Origin of the sequence: Actinomadura madurae (genome assembly GCF_900115095.1) — a bacterium.
Taxonomy (GTDB): Bacteria; Actinomycetota; Actinomycetes; order Streptosporangiales; family Streptosporangiaceae; genus Spirillospora; species Spirillospora madurae.
In genome coordinates, this window is sequence record NZ_FOVH01000001.1 from 841490 (window position 1) to 865547 (window position 24058).

25 protein-coding genes are annotated in these 24058 nt (G+C 74.8%); 17 read left to right on the forward strand and 8 right to left on the reverse strand.

Annotation, left to right across the window (positions count from 1 at the left end; translation table 11 throughout):
- Positions 1–49: 49 nt before the first annotated feature.
- Positions 50–1027 (reverse strand): acyl-CoA dehydrogenase family protein, encoded by a 978-nt coding sequence (locus BM339_RS03990; protein WP_075019904.1) that lies wholly within the window; start codon positions 1025–1027, stop codon positions 50–52.
- Positions 1027–2160: an acyl-CoA dehydrogenase family protein gene (locus tag BM339_RS03995; RefSeq protein ID WP_075019905.1), complete on the reverse strand. Its 1134-nt coding sequence runs from the start codon at positions 2158–2160 to the stop codon at positions 1027–1029. Before BM339_RS03995 ends, BM339_RS03990 begins: the two co-directional genes overlap by 1 nt.
- Before the next feature lie 187 nt (positions 2161–2347).
- On the opposite strand from BM339_RS03995, the gene BM339_RS04000 reads away from it, so the two are divergent.
- Positions 2348–2926: a hypothetical protein gene (locus BM339_RS04000; protein ID WP_075019906.1), complete on the forward strand. Its 579-nt coding sequence runs from the start codon at positions 2348–2350 to the stop codon at positions 2924–2926.
- 7 nt (positions 2927–2933) lie between these two features.
- Here BM339_RS04000 and BM339_RS04005 read toward each other — a convergent pair whose 3' ends face one another.
- Together BM339_RS04005 and BM339_RS04010 are read right to left on the reverse strand one after the other, a co-directional pair.
- Positions 2934–4109, reverse strand: a complete 1176-nt coding sequence (locus BM339_RS04005) for a winged helix DNA-binding domain-containing protein (protein ID WP_075019907.1) — start codon at positions 4107–4109, stop codon at positions 2934–2936.
- A gap of 20 nt (positions 4110–4129) precedes the next feature.
- A complete protein-coding gene (locus BM339_RS04010; protein WP_021600203.1) occupies positions 4130–4465 on the reverse strand; it encodes a hypothetical protein in 336 nt (111 codons plus the stop codon).
- A gap of 126 nt (positions 4466–4591) precedes the next feature.
- Between BM339_RS04010 and BM339_RS04015 the strand changes: the two genes are divergently transcribed.
- Positions 4592–5236, forward strand: coding sequence for a phosphorylase family protein (locus BM339_RS04015; RefSeq protein WP_161791026.1), 645 nt, complete (start codon positions 4592–4594; stop codon positions 5234–5236).
- A 42-nt stretch (positions 5237–5278) separates the two neighbouring features.
- On the opposite strand, the gene BM339_RS04020 is transcribed toward BM339_RS04015, so the two are convergent.
- The 4 genes from BM339_RS04020 to BM339_RS04035 all read right to left on the reverse strand — a co-directional run bounded on the left by BM339_RS04020 (position 5279) and on the right by BM339_RS04035 (position 10784).
- Positions 5279–5719 carry a hypothetical protein gene (locus BM339_RS04020; RefSeq protein WP_021600201.1) on the reverse strand — a complete coding sequence of 147 codons (441 nt, stop codon included), beginning with the start codon at positions 5717–5719 and terminating at the stop codon, positions 5279–5281.
- Between the two features lie 89 nt (positions 5720–5808).
- Positions 5809–7065: a hypothetical protein gene (locus BM339_RS49580; RefSeq protein ID WP_244938865.1), complete on the reverse strand. Its 1257-nt coding sequence runs from the start codon at positions 7063–7065 to the stop codon at positions 5809–5811.
- A 63-nt stretch (positions 7066–7128) separates the two neighbouring features.
- Positions 7129–8940, reverse strand: a complete 1812-nt coding sequence (locus BM339_RS04030) for an ABC transporter ATP-binding protein (RefSeq protein ID WP_075019909.1) — start codon at positions 8938–8940, stop codon at positions 7129–7131.
- A complete protein-coding gene (locus BM339_RS04035; protein ID WP_024936743.1) occupies positions 8937–10784 on the reverse strand; it encodes an ABC transporter ATP-binding protein in 1848 nt (615 codons plus the stop codon). Before BM339_RS04035 ends, BM339_RS04030 begins: the two co-directional genes overlap by 4 nt.
- 140 nt (positions 10785–10924) lie before the next feature.
- Between BM339_RS04035 and BM339_RS04040 the strand changes: the two genes are divergently transcribed.
- From BM339_RS04040 to BM339_RS04110, 15 genes are all read left to right on the forward strand, one after another.
- Positions 10925–11581, forward strand: coding sequence for a TIGR03085 family metal-binding protein (locus tag BM339_RS04040; RefSeq protein WP_075019910.1), 657 nt, complete (start codon positions 10925–10927; stop codon positions 11579–11581).
- Between the two features lie 247 nt (positions 11582–11828).
- Positions 11829–12035 carry a cold-shock protein gene (locus BM339_RS04045; protein ID WP_026405868.1) on the forward strand — a complete coding sequence of 69 codons (207 nt, stop codon included), beginning with the start codon at positions 11829–11831 and terminating at the stop codon, positions 12033–12035.
- Between the two features lie 251 nt (positions 12036–12286).
- Positions 12287–12895: a Trp biosynthesis-associated membrane protein gene (locus BM339_RS04050; RefSeq protein ID WP_075019911.1), complete on the forward strand. Its 609-nt coding sequence runs from the start codon at positions 12287–12289 to the stop codon at positions 12893–12895.
- Positions 12892–13557 (forward strand): response regulator transcription factor, encoded by a 666-nt coding sequence (locus BM339_RS04055; RefSeq protein ID WP_075019912.1) that lies wholly within the window; start codon positions 12892–12894, stop codon positions 13555–13557. The genes BM339_RS04050 and BM339_RS04055 overlap by 4 nt, the downstream gene beginning before the upstream one ends.
- 27 nt (positions 13558–13584) lie before the next feature.
- A complete protein-coding gene (locus BM339_RS04060) occupies positions 13585–14040 on the forward strand; it encodes a DUF2752 domain-containing protein (RefSeq protein ID WP_075019913.1) in 456 nt (151 codons plus the stop codon).
- A gap of 69 nt (positions 14041–14109) precedes the next feature.
- Positions 14110–14916: an indole-3-glycerol phosphate synthase TrpC gene (trpC, locus tag BM339_RS04065; protein ID WP_024936738.1), complete on the forward strand. Its 807-nt coding sequence runs from the start codon at positions 14110–14112 to the stop codon at positions 14914–14916.
- A 129-nt stretch (positions 14917–15045) separates the two neighbouring features.
- Positions 15046–16281 carry a tryptophan synthase subunit beta gene (gene trpB, locus BM339_RS04070; RefSeq protein WP_021600035.1) on the forward strand — a complete coding sequence of 412 codons (1236 nt, stop codon included), beginning with the start codon at positions 15046–15048 and terminating at the stop codon, positions 16279–16281.
- The gene (gene trpA / locus BM339_RS04075; RefSeq protein ID WP_024936737.1) at positions 16278–17090 is read left to right on the forward strand and encodes a tryptophan synthase subunit alpha; all 813 of its coding nucleotides are present in this window, start codon (positions 16278–16280) and stop codon (positions 17088–17090) included. The genes trpB and trpA overlap by 4 nt, the downstream gene beginning before the upstream one ends.
- Before the next feature lie 170 nt (positions 17091–17260).
- Positions 17261–17752 carry a vitamin K epoxide reductase family protein gene (locus BM339_RS04080; protein WP_021599546.1) on the forward strand — a complete coding sequence of 164 codons (492 nt, stop codon included), beginning with the start codon at positions 17261–17263 and terminating at the stop codon, positions 17750–17752.
- Positions 17753–17809: 57 nt separating this feature from the next.
- A complete protein-coding gene (locus BM339_RS04085) occupies positions 17810–18586 on the forward strand; it encodes a DsbA family protein (RefSeq protein WP_075019914.1) in 777 nt (258 codons plus the stop codon).
- 161 nt (positions 18587–18747) lie between these two features.
- Entirely contained in the window at positions 18748–19584 is an 837-nt protein-coding gene (locus BM339_RS04090; RefSeq protein ID WP_021599548.1) for a DsbA family protein, read from the forward strand.
- 81 nt (positions 19585–19665) lie between these two features.
- Positions 19666–21054: a prolipoprotein diacylglyceryl transferase gene (gene lgt / locus BM339_RS04095; RefSeq protein WP_075019915.1), complete on the forward strand. Its 1389-nt coding sequence runs from the start codon at positions 19666–19668 to the stop codon at positions 21052–21054.
- Between the two features lie 14 nt (positions 21055–21068).
- Positions 21069–21806, forward strand: coding sequence for a VIT1/CCC1 transporter family protein (locus BM339_RS04100; RefSeq protein ID WP_052357985.1), 738 nt, complete (start codon positions 21069–21071; stop codon positions 21804–21806).
- 70 nt (positions 21807–21876) lie between these two features.
- The gene (locus tag BM339_RS04105) at positions 21877–22671 is read left to right on the forward strand and encodes a hypothetical protein (protein ID WP_024936736.1); all 795 of its coding nucleotides are present in this window, start codon (positions 21877–21879) and stop codon (positions 22669–22671) included.
- A gap of 96 nt (positions 22672–22767) precedes the next feature.
- Positions 22768–23853 carry a hypothetical protein gene (locus tag BM339_RS04110; RefSeq protein WP_075019916.1) on the forward strand — a complete coding sequence of 362 codons (1086 nt, stop codon included), beginning with the start codon at positions 22768–22770 and terminating at the stop codon, positions 23851–23853.
- The last annotated feature ends 205 nt before the right edge of the window (positions 23854–24058 follow it).

The window sequence follows — 24058 nt, forward strand, 5'->3', positions numbered from 1 at the left end:
ACGTCGGCTACTCCCTAGTAAGGTAACCGGCCGCGCCCGTGCGCAACCGTCAGGCCCCGGTGATGAACGCCCACGGGTCGGGCGCGGCGGTGATCGCGGCGCCGAGCTCGTCCGCCCACGCGGCCTCGTTGCCGTACTCGTCCCGCCACGACCACAGCCGCAGCGTGACCTGGCGCAGGGCGTGCTCCTCGGTCACGCCGAGGGCCCCGTGCACCTGGTGCGCGATCGCCGCGACCGCGCCCGCCGCCCGCGACGCGTTCGCCTTGGCGGCGGCCACCGCGACCGGGTCGTCCGGGGCGCGGACGGCCGCCCGCACCGCGACGTCCGCGACCGTCGCCTCCCCGGCCAGCTCGGCCAGCATCTGCTGGACGGCCTGGAACCGGCCGATCGGCCGGCCGAACTGCTCGCGCTCGCCCGCGTACCGGACGGCGAGGTCCAGCGCCCGCCGCATCGCCCCGGTGAGCTGGACGGCCCGCGCGAGCGCCCCGAGCCGCCGCAGGTCCGGCGCGCCGGCCGGGGACGGCGCCGCCGCCTCCGCCCGGACGCCGGACAGGACGACCTCGTCGCGGGGCTCGCCCGCCACGTTGGCCCCCTCGGTGATCCGCGCCCGCGCGGGGTCGGCGGTGGCGACGAGGCCGTTGCCGAGGACGACGAGGCGCCGCGCCGACCGCGCCCACGGCACGCGGCGGAACGTTCCGGTCAGCGTCCAGCCGCCCCGGTCCCCGTCCCCGTCCCCGTCCCCGTCCGAGGCCGCCTCGACCTCGCCGGACATGGCCGTGAGGGGGCCGTGCGGCACCGGCAGCCCGGCGCCGGCGAGCAGCCGCCCGGCCACCAGGGTCTCGGCGAGCGGCACGGCGGCCGCGTGGTATCCGGCGGCGCGCAGGACGGCGGCGGCGTCGGCGAGGGTGCCGCCGCTGCCGCCGGCCTCCTCGGGCACGCCGGCCAGCGCGAGCCCGGACGCCTCCAGCCCGGGCCACGGGTCGGCACCGGACAGGATCTCGCCCGCCGTCTCCTCCAGCAGCTCCATCAGCGCACCCCCAGCCCGCGGGCGACGATGCCGCGCAGGATCTCGTTCGTGCCGCCCCGCAGCGTGAACCCGGGCGCCTGGACGACCGCCCCGGCCAGCGCGCGGGCGAGCGGATCGGGGGACCCGGGATCGGGCTCCACCCCGGCGTGCTCGCGCGCCACCTCGATCACCTCGCGCTCGAACCGCGTCCCGAGGTCCTTGACGAGCGCGGCGGGCAGCTCGGGCGTCTCGCCCCGGGCGAGCGCGCCCGCGACGGCCAGGGACGCCTGCCGCAGCGACCACAGCCGCGCGGTCAGCCCGCCGAGCGCCCGCCGCGCGGCCGGGCCGCCGGCGCGGCCGTGCAGGAGCCGGACGAGCATGAACGTGCTGAGCAGCCGTTCGGGGCCGCTGCGCTCGTAGGCCAGCTCGGCGGTGACCTGCCGCCACCCGTCGCCGGCGCGCCCGAGGACCATCGCGTCCGGCACGAACACGCCGTCGAGCACCACCTCGTTGAAGTGGTGCTCGCCGGACAGGCCCCGGATCGGCCGGATCGCCACCCGTTCGTCCGGAAGCGTCACGATGAACTGGCTGAGGCCCTCGTGCCGGTCCGGCGCGGCGGGCGCGCTCCGGGCGAGGACGAGGATCGCGTGGGCGAGGTGGGCGCCGCTCGTCCACACCTTGGTGCCGCGGAGCCGCCAGCCGTCCCCGTCGCGTTCGGCGCGGGTGCGGACCGACGCCAGGTCGGACCCGGAGTCCGGCTCGCTCATCCCGATCGCGAAGAAGCACTCGCCGCGCGCGATCGCGGGAAGGAACCGCCGCTTCTGCTCCTCGGTGCCGTGGGCGAGGATGGACGGCCCGGTCTGCCGGTCGGCGATCCAGTGCGCGCCCACCGGCGCCCCGGCGGCCAGCAGCTCCTCGACCACCACGAACCGCTCCAGCGGCGACCGCCCGTGCCCGCCGTACTCCCGGGGAAGGGTCATGCCGACCCAGCCCCGCTCGCCCAGCAGCCGGCTGAACGCGGGGTCGGCCCCGGCCAGCCAGCTGTCGGCACGGGCCGTGAACGGCGTCTCCGCGAGGAACCCCCGGACCTGTGCCCGCAGCTCGGCGGTCCCGGGCGGCAGCGTCCCGGGCTCCAGGCCGGACGATGTCGTCACTTCCGCCTCCTTGTCCCAGGGCGACGTTACAGACGCGCCCCAAAGCCGCGATCAGCGGCCCCTTACCAGGGGGCTCCCTGGCGGGGTCCGTGGTTCTCTGGGATCGTTGTCGTTCCGCACAAGCGCTCCGCCGGGGGGAGAGAGAGTCATGTGGCCCGGGTCGAACGTACCGATGGGGCCCCGGCCCATGGGGCCGGGGCAGGCGGGGCCGGGCTGGGCGCCCGCGGCGCGCGTCGGGCCCGGCGCCGGCTGGTACCTCCTGCCGGTCGCCTTGATCGTGGTGGCCGCCGTGGGGTTCTTCACCCTCCTGGCGTTCCTGTGGGACGACTCCGAGGTCGCCGGCGGGCCGGCGGCCGTGGGCGACCCCGTGACCGGGGTGTCGGTCGAGCTGACCGAGGGCTACGGGTACTTCGTCTACGTCCGCACGGGCGGCCCGTCGCCGTACGCGTGCCGGGTGGAGGCGGGGCAGGAGTCCGGGCCGGTCCGGCTGACGAGGAAGAACTCCTGGAGCGCCTCGGACCGCGCGTCCTACCGCTACACCGCCACGTTCGAGGCGCCGGTGTCCGGCTCCGCCCGGCTGACCTGCCGCGGCACCGACGGCGTGATCCTGGTGACGCCGGACGACACCGCCCACGGCTACCTCGGCCTCGCCCTGCTGGTCGCGCTGGGCCTCGGCGTGCTCGCCGCGCTCGCGTTCGTCGTCATCCTCGTGCGGCGCGGCGGCGCCAAGCGCAGGGCCGCCCTCACCGCCGGGCCCTACCGCTGACGGCGTCTCAGGCCGTCAGCTCCCGCTCCAGCGGGGTGCGGAACCGGGGGGTCGCGCGGACGTCGCCGTACCAGGCCGCCATCCGCTCGGCCTCGCGCGCGACCGCCGCCTCGGCGTCGGAGCCGGCGTCCTCCAGGAGGCGGACGGCGATCTCGCCGTCCTTGCGCTGCGCCCAGCCGCCGACGACGCGGCCGTCCCACCAGACGGACGGGCCGATGTTGCCGTTCCGGTCGAAGAGCGCCGGGCCGTGGCCGCCGAGGAACCAGCCGCGCTCCTGCCAGCCCATCGGGGTCGGGTCGAGCGCGGGCAGCAGCGCCGCCCACGGCTCCGGCGCGGGCGCGGGCTCCAGGTCGTCCGACAGGACGAGGCCGGTGGTCCCGCCGAGGTCGACCTCGGTGACGTCCAGCAGGGCGAGCGCCTTCTTGACGTCGCCGGCGTTCCAGCCCGTCCACCACTTCAGGTCGGCGGCCGGGGCGGGCCCGAACGCGCCCAGCCAGCGGCGGGCGAGGTCGGCGCGGGCCTCGGCGGCCGGGACGTCCGCGACGCCGTCCGGCAGCCACGCCTCGACGGGCGACCACCGGTACTGGCTGCTGGTCCACGACCCGTTCGGCCGGCCTCGCACGATGCGGCCCTCGCAGCCGAGCGTGACCAGGATCCACGTGGTGATGTTCCCGGGTCGCGAGTAGGACTTGCCGGGCGCCGGGTCGACCTGCGTCCGCAGCAGCGGCACGTCCGCCGAGAGCTGCGCGCCCGTCGCCTCCCCGCGCGCCAGCAGCGCCCGGTGCGCGGCCTCCGCGGCCTCGGCGAACAGGGCCGGCGCGTCGGCGACGTCGCCGCCGCGCTCGATGATCCGCGTGTAGGTGGCGCGCTGCTTCACCGCCAGGCCGTTCGCGGTGGACGCCTGCAGGACGGGCACGAGGTCGGTCGGTGCGACGAACATCGTCCGGCGCATGGCGAGCATCCGCAGCAGCGTGCGGTCGTCGTACAGGGCCTTCTCCACCGCCTCCGGAACGGCGCCGGGGCTGCGCGCCGCGACCGACAGGAACACGGTCGCCGGGTCCGTGGCGTGCAGCACCACCATCGAGCGGACGATGTCGAGGACGTCGTCGGTCCTGGCCTGGGCGGAGAGCCGGTGGCGGAGCGCGAGCCGGGCCCGCCGCTCCGCCACGGTGATCGAACGCATGAACGAATGATAGAGGGCGGTCAGCCGCTGTTGGAGATCTTCACGACGACCTGGTCCTTGGTGACCGACTGCACCGAGACGTCGAACCCCTCGGCCTGCTCGCCCTCGCCGACCGGGACGGTGACGGTCTGCCCGCCGATCTTCAGGGTGACCATCTGGCCCTCCACCTTCACCAGCTCGGCCTTCACGCCGAGGATGGACGCGCTCGCGTCCACGCCGCGGTCGAAGGTCACCGTGCAGGCGTTGACGCTGCAGTTGGTCTCGCTGTTCTCGCCGCCGCACCCGGCCAGCACGCCGAGGGGCAGGAGGGCGAACGGGAGTACGGCCAGCTTCCGCCGAACGGGAAAGGAGGTCATGCGAGGGAGTCTAGGCGGGCGGCGCGCGCCCCCGCCCCCTCCGTGAGGCGGAACTGTCCACCGCGAATGTCGTACCGCGCGGTGATGGCGCTGGATCTCCGGATGACCCCGTGTTTCGCTGGACCGGTGAACATCGACGATGCCGTTGAGGCGCCGGTGCTCGGACCGGTGGTGTGCGCCGCGCTCGGCATGGAGGCGCGGGCGGTGCGGCGCGGCCTCACCCGCACGCCCGTCGTGGTCGTCGGCTACCGCGCCCGGCACGCCGCCCGGCTTCCGGGCGCCTGCGCCGCCCTCGTCACCGTCGGCTTCGGCGGCGCGCTCGACGAGCGCCTGCGGCCCGGCGACGTGCTCGTCGCCGACGAGATCCGCGGCCCCGAGCCGGACGCGGCGGCGACGCCGTGCTCGGCTCCGCGGCTGCTCGCCGCGGAGCTGATCCGGGACGGCCTGAGCGTGCAGACCGGCCCCCTGGTCACCACCGACCACGTCGTCCGCGGCGGGGAGCGCGCCCTGTGGGCCGCGCGCGGCGCCCGGGCGGCGGACATGGAGTCGGCCGTCGTCGCCGCCCGCGCCGGCGGCCTGCCGGTCGCCGCCGTCCGCGTCGTCGTCGACGGGCCCGGCCACCCGCTGTGGCATCCGGGCATGATCGGCCGCGGGCTGGCGGGGCGCCGCGTCCTGGCCCGCATCGGGCCGGCCCTGGAGCGCTGGAGCGTCCTGCTCGTCCGCGGTGAGGAGGACTCGGGCGACCGGCCGGCCGCGCCCCGCATGCCCTGAATCCGCGGGTGCGGCCTCCGCCGCCCGGACGTCCGGTGAGGATCAGCCGTGGCCCGAGCCGTGACCGCCGCCCCCGCCGGTGCCGTGGTCGTCGCCATGGACGATCTTGCCGCCCAGGTCCTTGCGCAGCCCCTCCAGGGTCTTCTGCTGGCTGACGACCACCCAGCGCGCCCCCACCAGGTACACCCCGCCCCAGGGCTTGGCCTCCTCCAGCCACGCGTGCATGCCCTTGTCGGTGGTGAAGCTGAGCAGCACGAAGCGTCCCTGAGAGGTCTTGCAGTTGCCCTGCTCCAGGTCCTTGACCTTCCGCTTTCCGGTGACGGAGCAGTCGGTCTGCTTGGCCAGCTCCGCCAGCGTCGCCGGCTTGGCGGTCTTGCCGTCCGACGCGTCCGACGCGGAACAGCCGGCCGCCAGCGGCAGCGCCAGCACGGCCGCGCACAGCGGCACCGTCTTCATCAGGCCGAGATGGTGTCGGGAGACCATCGCTCTTCCTCTCCGGGGTTGAGACGCGCGATTCGAGTGGGAAGTACGCGTCCGGCCCCGGGGAGGTTCATTCGGCCCGGCGGGGGGGCTCAGGTCAGGAGGCGGGCGCCCGCGGCGGCGCGGACGTCGGGGTCCTCGGCGGCGTCCTGCTGGAGCCGCCGCAGCCGCAGCTGCGTCTCGCGCGTGAGCGGCGCGAACCGGGCGGCCTCGGCCCGCACGCCGTCCTCGCAGTCCCAGAGCCCTTCGGCCGTGTAGGACTCGGCGGTGTGCGGGGCGGTTCTCGTCAGCGCCGTCAGGATGCGGGGTCTCAGATAGGCATAGGTGGATTCGGTCCAAGCGGTCTTCAGCAGCGGGACGGCCTCGCCCGCGCGCAGCCGCCCGAGCCCTTCGACCGGGCTGGCGGCGTCGGCCCAGTCGCGCCGGGCGACCGCCCCGTTCAACTCGTCCATCAGCAGCGGGATGTCCTGCCGGGTGCCGTACCGGGCGAGGATCCGCAGGCCCATGTCGGCGCACCCGCCGCGCTCGGCCGCCCACGCCCGCGCCCGCGGCAGCGTCTCCGGCCCGTACTCCCGCAGCGCCCGGCACACCGCGCCGCCGAACCGGCTCGGCCGCTGCGGCAGCAGCTCCTCCGCCAGGTCCAGCAGCGCCAGCGTCCGCCGCCGGCCCAGCTCGAAGATCGCCGCGATGGCGCCCTCGCCCCGCCGCCTGGCGAGCTCCAGCAGCTCGGCGTCGCTCTGCCGGGCGCGCCCCGGGGCGGTGACCACCGCGCGGCGCGCCGCCAGCCCCGCCTCCCGCTGCCGCGCCAGCGCCCCCGCCACCCGCGGCTGCCGCGCCGCCCACGCCTCGATCACCGGGTTGCGCCCCGCCGGTATCAGCAGCGCCAGGTCCGCGTCGTCGCACCTCGCGGCGACCAGCTCGTCCAAACCGGTGGTCAGTGCGGGGTCTTCGAGGTCGATGAGCTCGGCGACCGCGTCGAACCACTGCGCGCCCTCCTCGGCGTACCGGCGCAGCGGCGCCGCCGCCTCCCGCCGGCTCAGCCGCACCAGGTCCGCGAGGACGCCCAGCGCCAGATCGACCCGCCACTCGTCGGGATCGGTATGGTCGGACGGGTCGAACAGATGTTCGGCGACCGGTCCGACCGATAGCTCCAGATCGACCATCAACCGGGCGTAGTACAGGCGCCGTGACTCGCATTGGCGATCCCACCGCGGATCCCTCCGCACGCACTCGTACACGTACTCGCCCGCGCCGGGCCTGTCCGCCGCGCGCCGCGCGGCCCTCCCGAGCCCCCGCTGCAGTTGACCGTGCAGCGTGCCCGCCGATTCCAACACGACCTCGTTACTCACCCCAGCAGAATGCGCACGAGAGTAGATAACGGGCAAGTGCTTTACCCCAGGTAGTCATGTCCTTCACAGGGTCCTCTGGGCTCTCCAGGAGGCGTGGAGGTCGGCGTACACGCCCGGCGCGGCGACCAGCGCGGCGTGGGGGCCGCGCTGGACGATGCGCCCCGCCTCGAAGACGATCACCTCGTCGGCCGCCTCCGCCGTGGACAGGCGGTGCGCGATGGAGATGGCCGTGCGGCCCCGGGTCACCCCGTCCAGCGCCCGCTGGATCCGGACCTCGGTGGCCGGGTCGACGGCGGACGTCGCCTCGTCCAGGACGAGCAGGTCCGGGTCGGCGATGTAGGCGCGGGCCAGCGCGACGAGCTGGCGCTCGCCCGCCGACAGCGACTCGCCGCGCTGCCCGACCGGCGTGCCGAGGCCCTGGGGGAGCCCGTCGAGCCAGTCGGCGAGCCCGAGCTCGGTGAGCGCGAGGAGGAGGTCCTCGTCGGTCGCGTCCGGGCTCCCGTACCTGATGTTGTCGGCGAGCGAGGCGTCGAACAGGAACCCGTCCTGCGGCACCATCACGATCCGCTCGCGCAGCGAGGAGAACCGGACGCGGTCCAGCGGCACCCCGTCCACGAGGATCCGGCCGGAGACCGGGTCCATGAGGCGGGTGAGGAGCTTGGCGAACGTCGTCTTGCCCGAGCCCGTCTGCCCGACGATCGCGACGCGGCCGCGCGGCGCGATGTGGGCGTCCACGTCGTGCAGGACGGGCGGGCCGCCCGGGTAGGCGAACCCGACGGACTCGAACCGCACCTCGATCGGGCCGCGCGGCAGCGTCTCGCCCGCGTCGCCGGGGTCGGCGACGTCGGGGACGGTGTCCAGCACGCCGAGGACCCGCCGCCAGCCCGCGATCGCGTTCTGCCCCTCGTTGAGGACCTCCGTCGCCGTCTGCATCGGGCTGACGAACAGGGTGACCAGGAACAGGAACGCGACCAGCCTGCCCGCCGACACCTCCCCGGCGATGCCGAGGAGCGTCCCGGCGATGACGACGGCGGCGATGGCGAGCGCCGCGACCAGCTCGCTGACCGGGAACGTGAGCGCGACCATCGCCTGCGCGCGGGCCTGCGACGAGCGGTAGGCCTCCACGGTGTCGTCCACCCGCCGGCCGGTGCGCTCCTCCGACGCGTACGCGCGGATGACCGGCGCGCCCACGACGGACTCGCTGACCGCCGCCAGCAGGTCGCCCATCCGCTCCCGCACCCGCATGTAGGCCTTCGACAGGATCCGCTGGAAGCGGCGCAGCGCGAACGCCAGCGGCACGAACGCCGCCCACACCAGCAGCGCCAGCTGCCACGAGTACACGACCATCAGCACGCTCGCCACGATCAGCTGGCCCATCGAGACGATGAACATCAGCCCGCCCGACTGCATGAACTGGCTGATCTGGTCGACGTCGCTCGTCACCCGCGACACGAGCGCCCCGCGGCGCTCGCCGCTCTGGGTGAGCATCGACAGGTCGTGGACGTGCCGGAACGCCTTCACGCGCAGCCCCGCGAGGCCGCCCTCGGACGTCTTGTACAGCCGGACGTTCATCAGGTACGCGCACACCGCCGTCAGCAGCACGGCGCCCGCGCACAGCAGCACCGCCGTCCGGATGAAGGCGATGTCGGGGCCGCCCGGCCGCCCGAGGCCCTTGTCGATCGTCTGCTGGACGGCGATCGGCACCACCACCCGCCCGGCCGTCGAGACCAGCGCGAGCGCCAGCGTCCCGGCCAGGCCCGCGCGGAACTCGGGACTCAGCCCCAGCCCGCGCCGGAGCGTGCGGATCGCGCCGTCGGCGGCGGCGTCGCCGAGTCCGCCGGATGTCGCCGCGCGGGCCGTCTCCGTCACCGTCATGCCAGGGCCTCCTCGCCGCCTTCGACCGCTTCCTGCTCCGCCTCGGCCCGCTCGTAGGCGTTGACGAGGTTGCGGTAGCCCTCGGAACGCTCCAGCAGGTCGGCGTGGGCGCCGCGGGCGATGACGCGGCCGTGCTCCATGTACACGACCTCGTCGGCCAGCGCGATCGTCGCCTTGCGGTAGGCGACGACCACTACGGTCGCGCCGCCCGCCTCGCCCGACTGCGCCTCCTGGAGGCTCTGCAGGATGCGCGCCTCGACCTGCGGGTCGACGCTGGACGTCGCGTCGTCCAGGACGAGGAGCCGCGGCCGGCGCGCCAGTGCCCGCGCCAGCGCGAGGCGCTGCCGCTGGCCGCCCGACAGGGTCGCCCCGCGCTCGCCCACCCTCGTGTCGAGCCCGTCGGGGAGGGCGGCGACGAACCCGTCGGCCTGGGCGAGCCGCAGCGCCTCCCAGACCCTCTCGTCCGGCATGCCGAGGCCGAGCGTCACGTTGCCGCGGACGGTGTCGTCGAACAGGAACGTCTGCTGCGGGACGAGCGCCGCCGTCGCCGCGACCCCGCCGCGCTCGACGTCCCGCAGGTCGACGCCGTCCAGCAGGACGGACCCGTCGGCCGGGTCGACCAGCCGGACGAGCAGCGAGGTCAGCGTGGACTTGCCCGAGCCCGTCGGGCCGACGATCGCGATGGTCCGGCCGGGGGACGCGGCGAACGACACGTCGTGCAGGACGCGGTGCGGGGCGTCCCCCTCGCCCGCCCCCTCGTAGGCGAACCGGATCTCGCGGACCTCCATCTCGGTCGCCGTGCCGGAGCCGTCCAGCGAGCGGTCCCCGTACGGGAGGGACCCGGTGGCGTCCAGGACGCCGCGGACCCGCCTCCACCCGACGACGCTGCGCGGCACCTCCCCGAGCACCCAGCCCAGCGCGCGGATCGGCCACGACAGCAGCGTGAACAGGTAGGCGACGTTCACCAGGTCGCCCGCCGACATGGCGCCCGACTCCAGCCGCAGCGAGCCGATCAGCAGGACGGCGAGCACGCCCAGGTTCGGCAGCGCCTCCAGCACCGGGTCGAAGAGCCCGCGGATCCGGCCGACCGCGATGTTGGCGTCCCGCAGCGCCCGCGCCCGCTCCGCGAACCGCTCGGTCTCCGCCGCCTCCCGGCCGAGGGTCTTGACGACCAGGCCGCCCTCGAAGCTCTCGTGCGCGACCTCGCTGACCTCGGCGCGCAGCTGCTGCGCCCGGGTCGCCACCGGGGACAGCCGCCGCTGGTAGACGACGTTGATGAGCGCCACGGCGGGGAAGACCAGGAAGCCGACCGCGGCGATGACCACGTCGGTGACCAGGATCGACACGGCCGCGATCAGCAGCATGAACACGACGCCGACCGCCATCGGCAGCGGCGCGATCGGCGCCCACACCGCCTCCACGTCGGCGTTGGCGTTCGACAGCAGCTGCCCGGTCGGGTGCCGGTGGTGCCATGCCAGCGGCAGCCGCAGGTACTGCCGGGTCACCGAGCGGCGGTAGGACGCCTGCATCCGGTACTGCATGAGCCCGGCGTAGAAGCGGCGGCCCGCGACGCCGAGCGCCTTCAGCAGCGCCACCGCCATGATGAGGGCGGCGGCCCCGGCGAGCGCCCCGGCCGTCGTGCTCCCGGACGCGAACGCCGGCAGCACGACCTCCTCGGTGGTCCAGCCGAGCACCTGCGCGGTCGCCACCGTCATCACCGCGTACAGGGCGCTCGCGAGCACCGACGCCGTGAAGACCCGGGGCTCGGCCTTCACGGCCACCCACAGCACGCCGAGCCCTTCTCTCAGGACATGCGGGCTGACGCGTCTGGAAGCTGGTGGCACGGCAACTCCTCGATCACGGACGGCAGCCCGGTGGGATGCCCCCGTGCGACCGCGGTGGGGGACTCGCGGGCCCGGATACTGCCTACCATCCGGTCACGGCGCTTATTCCCGACCGTCCGGCCGCGGCCTACGATCGGGCGATGAGCACTCCCGAGGACGGCCCGGTCCGCCGCGAGCGGCTGCTGCTGGCCGGCGCCCTGGCCGAGGCGGGACCGGATGCGGTCACCAGGTGTGCCGGCTGGGACGCGCGCGACCTGGCCGCGCATCTGGTCGTCCGGGAAGGGCGCCCCGACGCCGCCCCCGGAATCCTTCTCCCGCCGCTGGAGTTCTATACCGAACGTGTGCGGCGAAGGACGGCGCGTGCCGTCCCGTTCGAGACACTGGTGGAACGGTTTCGGCAGGGTCCGCCGAAGTTCTCGCCCTACGCGCTTCCCGGGGTCGACAAAATCGCGAACGGCGTCGAGTTCTTTGTGCACCAGGAGGACATCCGCCGGGCGCGTCCCGACTGGGAGCCCCGGGAGATCTCGGCGGAACTCGAGGAACTTCTCTGGCGGCGGATAAAAATTGCCCGCTTTGTCCTAAGAAAGGTTCACGTCGAGGTAACGCTCGTCCAGCCGGACGGCCGGAGCGCGCGCGTCTCCGGCGGCGGCCGGCGCTCCCGCGGCGCCGTCCGCGTGCACGGGCCGGTCGGCGAACTCGTCCTGTGGGCACTGGGCCGCCGGGACGTCGCGAAGGTCCGCCTCACCGGGGACACGGGCGCTGTCAAGACTCTGACGGAGGCCGGTTGGAGTCTTTAACGGGCAGGTAACGGCACGGTTCGCCGAGAGGAGAATCGCAAGCCTTGCGGCTCCTCCGCTTTACGCGGGAGCGGTGATACGGTGGTCCGGTCGGTTGCAGTCGTGGTTCTCGATCGTTCAGACGCCCGCGGACTGATGGCAGCGGGCGTTTTGGCTTTTCCGGGACCGTACCGGGGGCGAGAGCGTTCCGCAGCGACCGCACGGGCCCGCGAGGTGTGGGCCCAGGTTTTGCCGCAAGGAGAAAGACATGCCCCAGCAGGGCACCGTGAAGTGGTTCAACGCCGAGAAGGGTTTCGGCTTCATCGCCGTTGACGGCGGCGGGCCGGACGTGTTCGTGCACTACTCGGCTATCCAGACCTCCGGGTACCGCACGCTGGACGAGAACCAGCGCGTCCAGTTCGAGGTGACGCAGGGTAACCGGGGTCCGCAGGCCGACCAGGTCGTCCCCCTGTAACACCCGTAGTCGTACGCCAGGGCCCGCCCCCCACCGCCAGGAGGGCGGGCCTCGGTGTTTCTCCGGCCCCGGTTCCCCCGGCGGGAACCCCGCCGCCGGGGCGGAGCGGGTCGCCGGAGGCCCTGCCATAAACTCGGGCGCATGTTGCACCGCACGGGGGCCTGCCGCACGGGCGACCGCACCTGCCGGGACACCGCCGGGGACGCCCGCGTCCCGGACGCCGCGGCCGGTGAACGCCCCGGGCGCCCCTCATGACGCCCGCACGCGAACGCGGCCTGACGGCGCTGCTGTGCGCCGCCGGCGCGGGCCTCGCGCTGCTCGCCGCCGGGCGCACCTGGGCCACCGTCGAGGCGCGCGAGGCCATCACCCCCTTCACGCAGACCCTGACCGGCGGCGACCTCGGCGGCGCCGCGGGAGCCCTCGGCTGGGCCGGGCTCGCCGGTCTCGCCACCCTGTTCGCCGCCCGCGGCCGCGTCCGCGCGGCCGCCGGCGTCCTCATCGCCCTGTTCGGCGCGGGCATCGCCTACGCCTCGGCCGCCGCCGTGCAGCGCCCCAGCGTGCTGTCCGCCGCGGGCGACAAGAGCGCCCTGATCAGGCTCGGCGGCGACCCGGCCCTCGACGTGAACCAGTGGTGGATGGTCTCGGTCACCGGCGGGGTCCTCCTCGCCGTCGCCGGGCTCCTCACCGCCGTCCGCGGGAACCGCTGGCCCGGCCTGTCGTCCCGCTACGAGCGCGCGGCCCCGGCGAGGACCGCGGCGGCCCCGGCCGGGGACGGTCCGGCCGAGGACGACCCGTCCGCGATGTGGCGGTCGCTCGACCGCGGCGAGGACCCGACCGCCCGGCGGAACGGCCGCCCGTGAACGCCGACGGCGGCGGGCTCGTCCTGGTGATCGAGCACGATCCGGCCGTCGCCGAGCTGGAGCGCCGCTACCTCGCCCGGGAGGGCTTCGACGTCGAGATCGAGGCCGACCCCGCCGGCGCTGCGGCCGCGGCCGAGCGCAGCCGCCCCGACGTCGTCGTCCTGGACCTGTCCACCTCGGCGCTGCCCGCCGACCTGTACCGGCGCGTCGCGGACGCCGCCCGCCCGGCGCCCGTCGTCGCCGTCACCGGGCCCCTCGACCCCGCCGTCGCCCGGGCCCTCGGCGACCACCGCGTCGACCGGCCCTTCGGCCCCCGCGTCCTCGTCGCCGCCGTCGCCGAGGCCCTGCGCCGCGACGGCCCGGTCGAGGCGCCCGGCCCGCTGCGGGCCGGCCGCGTCTCCCTCGACCCCCGCGGCAGGGCCGCCGCCGTCGGCGAGCGCCGCGTCCCGCTCACCGTCACCGAGTTCGACCTCCTGGAGTTCCTGATGGCCAATCCCGGCCGCGTCTTCACCCGGGAGCAGCTCCTGGACGCCGCGTGGGGCCCCGGTGCCGGCGCCGGAAGCCGCACCGTCGACGTCCACATCGCCCAGCTGCGCGCCAAGCTCGGCGAGGGCAGCCCCATCAGGACCGTCCGGGGCGTCGGCTACGTCCTGGACGCCTGACCGGCCCGGCGGCCTAGGCTGGAGGGCGTGACGCGCGCACCGGTCCACGCCCACGAGCACGCCGGCCCCACCGGGCGGCGGCGCCCGGCGCGGGCGCTCGCCCCGCAGGCCGCGGTGCTCGGCGGGGTCGTCGCCGGCACCCTCGTGGTCGCGTTCCGCGACGACCCCAGCGAGCCCGGCCACTACCCGGGCTGCCCGTTCCTGGCCCTGACCGGCTTCTACTGCCCCGGCTGCGGGATGACGCGGCTCGTCTACGCGCTCACGCACGGCCACCTGGGCGCCGCCTTCGGCTTCAACCCGCTGCTCTTCGTGATGCTCCCGGTCTTCGCATACCTCTACGTCCGCTGGACGGTCAGGACCGCGCAGGGGCTGCCCATGCGGTCCGCCCTGCTGAGGCCGGCGGTCGCGTACTCGTTCGTCGGAGTTCTCATCGTCTACTGGATCGTCCGCAACCTGCCGTTCGCGCACGCCCTGGCGCCCTGACGCCGGGGCCGTCGGCGGGGGCGGCTACGATCGGTGCACGGAACGACCTGAAATAGGGGGCCTGCGACCTTGAGCGTTTTGGACGAGATCATCGAGGGCGTCCGGGCCGATCTCGCCGAGAGGCAGCGCGAGGTCCCGCTCGACGCCCTCAAGGAGCGGGCGGCGAAGGCCCCGGCGCCGGTGAACGCGCTCGCCGCGCTGCGCGGGCCGGGCGTGTCGGTCATCGCCGAGGTCAAGCGCAGCAGCCCCTCCAAGGGGGCGCTCGCCGCGATCGCCGACCCCGCCGCGCTCGCCCGCGACTACGAGGCCGGCGGCGCCAAGGTCATCAGCGTGCTGACCGAGCGGCGCCGGTTCGGCGGCAGCCTCGACGACCTCGCCGCGGTCCGCGCGAACGTCGGCGTCTCCGTCCTGCGCAAGGACTTCATCGTCACCTCCTACCAGCTGTGGGAGGCGCGCGCCGCGGGCGCCGACATGGCGCTGCTCATCGTCGCCGCGCTCGACCAGGACGCGCTCGTGTCGCTGGTCGAGCGGGCCGGGTCGATCGGGCTCGTCCCGCTCGTCGAGGTGCACACCGAGGAGGAGGCGGCCCGCGCCGTCGACGCGGGCGCGAAGGTCATCGGCGTGAACGCCCGCGACCTGCGCACGCTGAAGGTCGACCGCGGCGTGTTCGCCAGGGTCGCGCCCGCGCTGCCCAAGAACGTCGTGAAGATCGCCGAGTCGGGGGTGCGGGGCCCGCACGACCTGCTCGCCTACGCCTCCAGCGGCGCCGACGCGGTGCTGGTGGGGGAGAGCCTGGTGATCGGCAAGGACCCCCGCGCCGCGGTCGCCGACCTGGTCGCCGCCGGCGCCCACCCGGCGCTGCGGCAGAGCGGCTGACCGGCGGCGGCGCGGGGCTGGATAGGGTGAAGGGCATGCAGGTCGAACCGCTCCGGGAGCGATGGCGGGGTCAGTCCGCACCCCACCGACGGTTCCAGCCACTTCTCCCATGACAGGACGCGTTTTCCCATGACCACCGACACCGCCGCGCGCGGTGCTGCCGGCGCCGTGCCCGACGCCGCGGGCCACTTCGGGCCGTTCGGCGGCCGGTTCGCCCCCGAGGCGCTGATGGCGGCGCTGGACGAGCTGACCCGCGAGTTCGAGACCGCGAAGGACGACCCGGCCTTCACCGCCGAGCTGGACGACCTGCTCGCGAACTACGCCGGCCGCCCGAGCCTGCTGACCGAGGCCGAGCGCTTCTCCGAGCACGCGGGCGCCCGCGTGCTGCTCAAGCGCGAGGACCTCAACCACACCGGGTCCCACAAGATCAACAATGTGCTTGGCCAGGCGCTGCTCACCCGGCGGATGGGCAAGACCCGCCTGATCGCCGAGACCGGCGCCGGGCAGCACGGCGTCGCCACCGCCACCGCCGCGGCCCTGCTCGGCCTGACCTGCACCGTCTACATGGGCGAGGTCGACACCGAGCGGCAGGCGCTCAACGTCGCCCGGATGCGGATGCTCGGCGCCGAGGTGATCCCGGTGCGGACCGGGAGCCGCACCCTCAAGGACGCCTGCAACGAGGCGTTCCGCGACTGGGTCGCCACCGTCGAGGACACCCACTACTGCATCGGCTCCGTCATGGGCCCGCACCCGTTCCCGATGATGGTCCGCGACTTCCAGCGGATCATCGGGGTCGAGGCGCGGCGGCAGTGCGTCGAGCTGACCGGGGCCCTCCCGAACGCCGTCGTCGCCTGCGTCGGCGGCGGCTCCAACGCGATCGGCACCTTCCACGCCTTCGTCCCGGACGAGTCCGTCCGGCTGTACGGGTTCGAGGCGGGCGGCGACGGCCTCGCCACCGGCAGGCACGCCGCGACGCTGGTCGGCGGCTCCCTCGGCGTCATCCACGGCATGCGGACCTACCTGCTGCAGGACGACGACGGCCAGACCCTCGAAACCCACTCGATCTCCGCCGGCCTCGACTACCCCGGCGTCGGCCCCGAGCACTCGTGGCTGCACGACAGCGGGCGCGCCGAGTACCGCGAGATCACCGACGCCGAGGCGATGGACGCGTTCGCGCTGCTGTGCCGCACGGAGGGCATCATCCCGGCGATCGAGTCCGCGCACGCGCTGGCCGGCGCGCTCAAGGTCGGCGGGGAGCTCGGCCCGGACGCCACGATCGTCGTGTGCCTGTCCGGCCGCGGCGACAAGGACATGCACACGGCCGCCACCTTCTTCGGCCTGATGCCCGAGGGAGAGAACGCGTGACCGCGCAGACCGCCTACGACAAGGCCAAGGCCGACGGGCGGGCCGCGCTCGTCGGCTACCTGCCCGCCGGGTTCCCGACCCGCGAGGGCGCCGTCGACGCCCTGAAGGCCATGGTCGACGCGGGCTGCGACGTCATCGAGATCGGCCTGCCCTACACCGACCCGATGATGGACGGACCCGTCATCCAGGACGCCGTCCACCGGGCGCTCGTCGGCGGGGTCCGCGTCGCCGACGTGTTCCGGACGGTCGAGGCCGTCGCCGCCACCGGTGTCCCCACCCTCGTCATGACGTACTGGAACCCCGTCGACCACTACGGCGTGGACGCCTTCGCCCGCGACCTCGCCTCCGCCGGCGGGGCCGGGCTGATCACCCCCGACCTGACGCCGGAGGAGGGCGGCGACTGGCTGGCGGCGTCCGAGGCGCACGGCCTCGACCGGGTCTTCCTCGTCGCGCTCAGCTCCACCGACGAGCGGATCGCGACGATCACCCGGCAGTGCCGCGGCTTCGTCTACGCGGCGTCGCTGATGGGCGTCACCGGCGCCCGCTCCGCGGTCGACACCGGCGCCCCGCGCCTGGTCGAGCGGACCCGCGCGATCATCGAGGCGAGCGGCACGCCGCTGCCGGTCGGCCTCGGCCTCGGCGTCGGCACCGGCGCGCAGGCCGCCGAGGTCGCCGGGTTCGCGGACGGGGTGATCGTCGGATCGGCGTTCGTCCGCCGCCTCCTGGACGCGCCCGACCTCGCCTCCGGCGTGGCCGGGATCCGCGCGCTGACCGAGGAGCTGGCGGCGGGCGTCCGGCAGGGCCGCTGACCGCGACCCGCCCTACGCTCGCCGGCCGGGCGGCGTCCGCGGCGCCGCTCCGCGCACGTTTTCCGGCGCCGCGGGAACTCCCGGCGCCGCCCGCCGAGTTCCTGTCTTGTGCCGCCTCCGCTCTCCAATAGGGTGTGTTCGCCGGCGGAGGCGGTCCCGGAAGGATCACGATGACGCAAGAGATGACGGCGACGGGCCGGCCCGGGACGGCCGGGCCGCGGACGCCGCCCGTGTGGTTCCAGGTCACGGCCTGGGTCCTGACGCTCGCCGGCCTCGGGATCTCCGTCTACCTGACGGTCACGCACTACGACGAGGGCGCGCTGGTCTGCTCGGCGTCCAGGACCGTGGACTGCCACGCCGTCACGACGAGCGAGTACTCCACGTTGCTGGGGATCCCGATGCCGCTGCTCGGCCTCGCGTTCTTCGTGGCGTTCGGCGCGCTGCTGACCCCGTGGGCGCTGCGGTCGCTGTGGCCGCCGCTGCGCTGGGCGCGGGTGGCGAGCGTCGCGGTGGGCGTGCTGTTCGTCGTCTACCTCGTCACCGTCGAACTGGCGATCCTGCACAAGATCTGCCTGTGGTGCACGGGCGTCCATGTCATCACCGCACTGCTCTTCATCCTCGTTCTGATCGACGAATTCCGGCGGATCGGTCAGGTCGACTAGTCTCGCCGTTACCGCGCCGCACGGTGCCGGCGCGGGTCCGCACGCTTAGGAGAACCAATGAGCAAGGCCGCACGAGAGCGGTCCGCGAGGGAGCGCCTGGCCGCCGAGCGCAAGCGGCAGGCGGCGCGGCAGAAGCAGCGGCGGCTGCTCGCCATCATCCTCGGGTCGGTGGTCACCGTGGCGGTGGTCGTGGTCGCCACCGTCCTGATCATCGACCAGCAGCGCAAGAACGGGCGGGCCGAGGTGCACAAGGGCGCGCTCGCCCCGCTGAGCCGCCAGCAGGACGGCTCGATCGTGATGGCGAAGGCGGGGGTGACCAAGCCGGAGCTGGAGATCTTCGAGGACTTCCAGTGCCCGATCTGCAAGCAGTTCGAGGAGGCCACCGGCAAGACCATCGAGGACCTCGCGGTGCAGGGCAAGGTCAAGGTCGTCTACCGGCCCTTCCACCTGTTCGGCCAGCAGAAGGATCCCATCAAGATCAACTCGCTGCGCTCGGCCGAGGCGGCGCTCTGCGTCCCGGCCGACAAGTGGATCTCCTACCACGACGCGCTGTTCCGGTTCCAGCCCGCCGAGGGCGAGGAGGGCTTCTCCCCGGACGACCTCGTGAAGTGGGGCAAGGACGTCGGTGTCACCGACGCCGGCTTCGAGAAGTGCGTGCGGGACGAGCAGAAGAAGTCCACGGTCGACGCGATGACCAAGTACGCCCTTCAGGAGCGCGGTGTCGACGGCACGCCGACGGTCTTCCTGAACGGCCAGAAGCTCGAGTCGACGCAGTTCATGAACCCGGCCGCCCTGCGGGCGACCGTCGAGTCGGCCGCCGCGGCCGGCAAGTGAGCGCGCCCTCCTGAAACGCGGCCCCCGCCGCGGCACGGACCCGCACGCCGCGCCGTCCCCGCCGGGACGGCGCGGCGCGGCGCTTTCCGGCACCCGCCGGGCCCTTCCCCGTTACGCTGGTGCGAGCTCACGAACACGCACAGTGGCCGATCGGGGGATCGATGAGCGAGCAGGGGAGGGGACCGTCCGCGCGCGGGCGTCTCGCGGAGGAACGGGCCAGGGCCGCGGCGCGGCGGCGGCGGGCGCTGGCGGTCGTCCTCGGCGGCGTCGCGGTGGCGGCGGTCGCGGTCGCGGTGGCCGTGGTGGCGCTCTCCCGGGGCGGGGACGAGCCGCTGGAGGACTCCTACAAGGGCGCGCTGGCGCCCGCCACCCGGCAGCAGGACGGGTCGGTCGCGATGGCGCAGCCGGGCGTCACCGCCCCCGTCCTCGACGTCTGGGAGGACTTCCAGTGCCCGGCGTGCCGGGTGATGGAGGAGCGGCTCGGCGGGACGATGAAGCAGCTCGCCGCCGAGGGCAAGGTCAAGGTCGTCTACCGGCCGTTCCAGCTGTTCCAGCAGGACCCGCTGATGTCGAACTCGCGGCGGGCCGCGAACGCCGCCGCCTGCATGCCCGCCTCGCACTGGGTGAGGTACCACGACAGGCTCTTCGCCGAGCAGCCCCCGGAGGGCGACACCGGCTTCGCCGCGCCGGACCTGATCAAGTGGGCCGCCGATCTGGGCGTCGCGGACCCGTCCTTCGCCGCCTGCGTCAACGGGAACCAGCGGATCGAGACGGTCGACCAGGCGAGCGCCCAGGCGGGCAGGGCCGGCGTCGACTCGACCCCGTACCTGGCGCTGAACGGCGAGAAGGCGGGCGACGAGGTGATCGGCTCACCCGCCGGGCTCCGGAAGGCCGTCGCGCAGGCCGGCGGCGGGCCCGCCCCCGCCCCCGGGACCACCAACTCCGGCGGCACCGCGGACGCCGCGCGCACCGCGCCGCCCGGAGCGCGGCGGGCCTGACCGCGCCGCCTCAGCGGGGATGGCGCGCGCTGTGGCGGAGACGGCGCGCGCTGCGCCCCGGAGGCGGTAACGTCAACGGTCATGCACCCGGTCGCCTCCATCCCGAGCCCTTCGCAGGGCGTCTGGCACCTCGGCCCGCTCCCGCTCAGGGCCTACGCCATCATGATCATCTTGGGCATCGTCGTCGCCGTCTGGCTCGGCGAGCGCCGCTGGGCCGCCAAGGGCGGCACCCCCGGTGTGATCATCGACGTGGCCGTGTGGGCGGTGCCGTTCGGCCTCGTCGGCGGGCGCCTCTACCACGTCGTCACCGACTACCAGCGGTACTTCGGGGAGGACGGCGATCCGCTCCGGGCGCTGGAGATCTGGAAGGGCGGCCTCGGCATCTGGGGCGCCGTCGCGCTCGGCGCGGTCGGCGCGCTCATCGGCTGCCGGCGCCGCGGGATCTCGGTGCTGGCGCTGGCCGACGCGGTGGCGCCCGGCATCGCGCTCGCGCAGGCGATCGGCCGCTGGGGCAACTACTGGAACCAGGAGCTGTACGGCCGCCCGCTGGACGCCTTCTGGGCGCTGGAGATCGATGAGAACCACCGGCCGATGCTCGACGGCGGGCCCGCCCTCGACCCGAAGTACGCCGACGTCGCCACCTACCACCCGACGTTCCTGTACGAGTCGCTGTGGTGCATCGGCGTCGCGGCCCTGGTGATCTGGGCCGACCGCCGCTACAAGCTCACGCACGGGCGCGCCTTCGCCCTGTACGTCGCCGCCTACACGGTGGGGCGCGGCTGGATCGAGGCGCTCCGCATCGACGACGCGCACCACATCCTCGGGCTGCGGCTGAACGACTGGACGGCGATCCTGCTCTTCGTCGGCGCGGTCGCCTACCTGTACCGGGCGCGCGGCCGCACCGGCCCGGAGAACGTCGGCGCCGTGACCGCCGCCGAGCCGGGCCCGGCCGCGACCGGGCCCGACGAGATCGCCCCTGACGACGAGCCCGGCGGTGGCGGCCTGGAGAAGGAGTCGGAGACGCCGGAGGACGCCCGCGGCGCGGACGGCGAGGCGGACGCGGGCGCCGAGGCCTCCAGCGTGGCCGCCCCGGACGAGGAACCGGGGGCCGAGCCCGAGGCGGATTCCGAGGCGGAGGCCGCGACACCCGCGGAGGAGCCCGAGGAGCCCGAGGCGGAGGCCGAAGAGTCCGAGCCGGAGCCCGGCCCCGAGCGGAAGGCGGACGAGCCGGAGGCCGACGGCACCGCCACCGAGACGGAGACGGCCGACTCCGAGGCCGATTCCGAGCCGGAGTCCGAGCCGGAGTCCAAGGCGGACTCTGAGGCCGATTCCGAGGCCGATTCCGAGCCCGCGGCGGACGGCGAGGCACCCGAGGCCGAGGAGCAGGCCCCGGCCGGGGACAATGAGAAGGACGGTGCCGCCGACTCCGATCGCGCCGAGAAGGGGGAGCCCGTCAAGGACGGGAAGTAGGCGACGGGGGGACGGTGTCCGAAGCGAGGGGAGCGGCGGGCGGGAGGCCCGCCGTGCGGCCGGAGCACCACCACCGGCACCGCGACGTCACCGGGGGCTGGCTGCGGCCCGCGGTGTTCGGCGCGATGGACGGGCTGGTGTCCAACTTCGCGCTGATCGCGGGCGTCGCGGGCGGCCAGGCGAGCCAGAAGGTCGTCCTGCTCGCGGGGCTCGCGGGCCTGGCGGCGGGCGCGTTCTCCATGGCGGCGGGGGAGTACATCTCGGTCGCGTCCCAGTCGGAGCTGGCCGAGGCCGAGATCGAGGTGGAGCGGCTTGAGCTCGCCCGCCACCCGGTGGCCGAGGAGCAGGAGCTGGCCGAGGTCTTCGAGGCGCGCGGCGTGGACCCGGTGACGGCCGCCGAGGTCGCGCGGCAGCTGTCCCGCGACCCCGAGGAGGCCCTGGAGGTGCACGCGAAGGAGGAGCTCGGCGTGACGCCCGGCGAGCTTCCCTCGCCGGTCCTCGCGGCGGGCTCGTCGTTCCTGTCGTTCGCGGTCGGGGCGCTGCTGCCGGTGCTGCCGTACCTGCTGGGCGCGTCGTCGCTGTGGCCCGCGGCGGGCATCGCGGCGGCCGGGCTGTTCGGTGCCGGGGCGCTGGTGTCGCGGATCACGGCCCGCGCGTGGTGGTTCGGTGGGTCGCGCCAGCTGCTGTTCGGCGCCGCCGCGGCGGCGATCACCTACGGGTTCGGCGCGCTGATCGGGACCAACGGCCTCTAGGGCCAATGAATCTGGACGAATAGCCCTTTTGGGCCCGCGGGGACGACGCGGACCGCTAAGCTCCGGGGCTGTGATCGAGGCTCGTGACTCAGGTTCCACCAAGGCCGCGCAGAAGGGCCGCGGGCGGGACTTCTGGCCGGACGACGAGAAGCCCGGCCGCAAGCTCCCCGCTCCCAAACTCTTGCTCGCCGGGGCCGCCGTGCTGGTCGTGGCGGCCGTCGCGGCGGTCGCCGTGGTCATGCTGACCGGCGGCGGCGGCGAGAAGAAGGTGCGGCAGGCGGTGCCGACCGCCTACGCCCCGGACTACCTCGGGGAGGGCTTCGCCAAGCTCGGGAACCGCTCCGCCGACGGCCGGGCGATCACCGAGGGCGAGGCGTTCTCCGCCAAGAGCCTGAAGTCGTCCAAGTACGCGTTCACGCTGGCCGCGTCCAACCTGAGCACGGACTGCAAGGCCGCGACCTGGGGCGGGCGGCTGCAGGCCGACCTTGCCAAGTACCAGTGCACCCAGGTCGTCCGGGGCGCGTACGTGAGCGCCGACAAGAAGCACGTCGGCCAGTTCTTCGTGATCAACCTGGCGAGCGAGGAAGGGGTCAAGCAGATCCTGCGCGACCTCGACCCGGCGGCCGGCGCCGGCTGGGTGACGCCGCTGGACGCGAAGGGCGTGCCCCCGTTCGGCTCCGGCTTCAGCGCCGCCTACACCCGCACCTACGGCCACTACGCCGTCGGCACGTGGGTGCAGCGGGCCGGGGGCGAGCAGCCCGCCTCGCTCAACGAGATGATCGATGTGAGCCTGGTCATCGAGAACGCCGCCGACTTCCTGTACGGGCGCCTCGACCTGGCCGCCGGCGGGCGGGCCGGGCAGTGACCGGGCCGGCCCTGGACGCGCCCTCCGCGGGCGGGCGGTAGTCTGCGCGGTCGTGGATCCGATGAACGCCGCGGCGGCGGCCGAGGGCGGCCCCCGGTGAGCCGCCAGGGCCGCCGGCAGCCCGCCCCCCGCAGGACGGCGCCGGGCCGGGCGGGCGGACCGCGCCGGACCCCGCCGTCCCGCCGCCCCGCCCCCCGCCCGGAGCGGCCGGCCGCGCCCCCGCCGAGGCCGCCGTACGAGGACGTCCCCTACCTGGAGGGGCCCTACGACGACGGTGTCCCGCCGGAGGACGCCTACGAGCCGCCCCCCGGCGCCGCCGAGCGCGGCAGGAAGCCGAAGAAGAACGGCAAGCGGCCGAAGAAGCGGGGAAAGGCCGCGAGAACCGCCCGGCCCTCCGGGCGGACGGGCGGCCAGGAGCGCCAGGGCGGGACGGCGCGCCGTGCCGGCGGGCCCGGACCGAGGCTGTACTTCGGAGCGGCCGCGGCCCTCGGCGCGCTGGTGCTGCTCGGGGCGGGCGCGGTGGCCGTCCTCGGCGGCGGTGACGACGCCCCGGCCGCGGCCCCGCCCGCGAAGATCGGCACGCCCGCCGGGACCGGCGTGTCGCCGGTGTCCTACTCCAGCTCGCCGTCCAGCGACGCGTACGCCGGCATCGCCTCCCGGAGCGCGGACCCCCAGCCCCTGACGATCGGTGAGGCGTTCCCCGCGTCGGCGGCGAAGCTGTCGGTCCCGGAGGGCAAGGCGACGCTGAAGCTGCGCGCGAAGCGGCTGGACGGCGACTGCGCCGCCGCCGTGTGGGGCGGGTCCGTGGGCGCCGAGCTGGGCCGGGGCGGCTGCACGCAGGCGGCCCGGGGGATCTACTCCGACACCGGCCGCGGCTACGCGCTGGCCGTCGCGGTGTTCAACCTGGCCGGGTCGGCGGACGCCGACAGGTTCGTGGCGAAGCTGGAGACCACGATCGGCGCGGGCTTCGTCCGGCCGCTGGAGGCCCCCGCCCCGCTGGACGCGTTCGGCCGCGGCTTCGGCATGGCGCGGGGCCTGGCGATGGGGCACTTCGCCGTGGTGTCGTGGGCGCAGCGGCTGGACGGCAAGGGCGACGAGAAGGACGAGACGCTGCTGTCGCTGCTGATCGAGGGCGGGAAGGCCCCGGCGGTCCTCGGCCGCGCCGCCCGCGCCTCCGAGTGACCTCGACCCGCACGGCCCCCGCGACCTGGTTGAACGCCGCCGTATCACCGTAAACATCGCGTTCCGGTGATGATCCTCACCGCCGTCGTCACCGTCCGTGCCCGGTGGAAACCGGTAGCCTGGTCTAAACCACTCGAAGATGACACACCGGCGATCGGCACGAGGAAGTTTCGCGATCCGGTGCAGTCGGGCATGATCCCGGCAG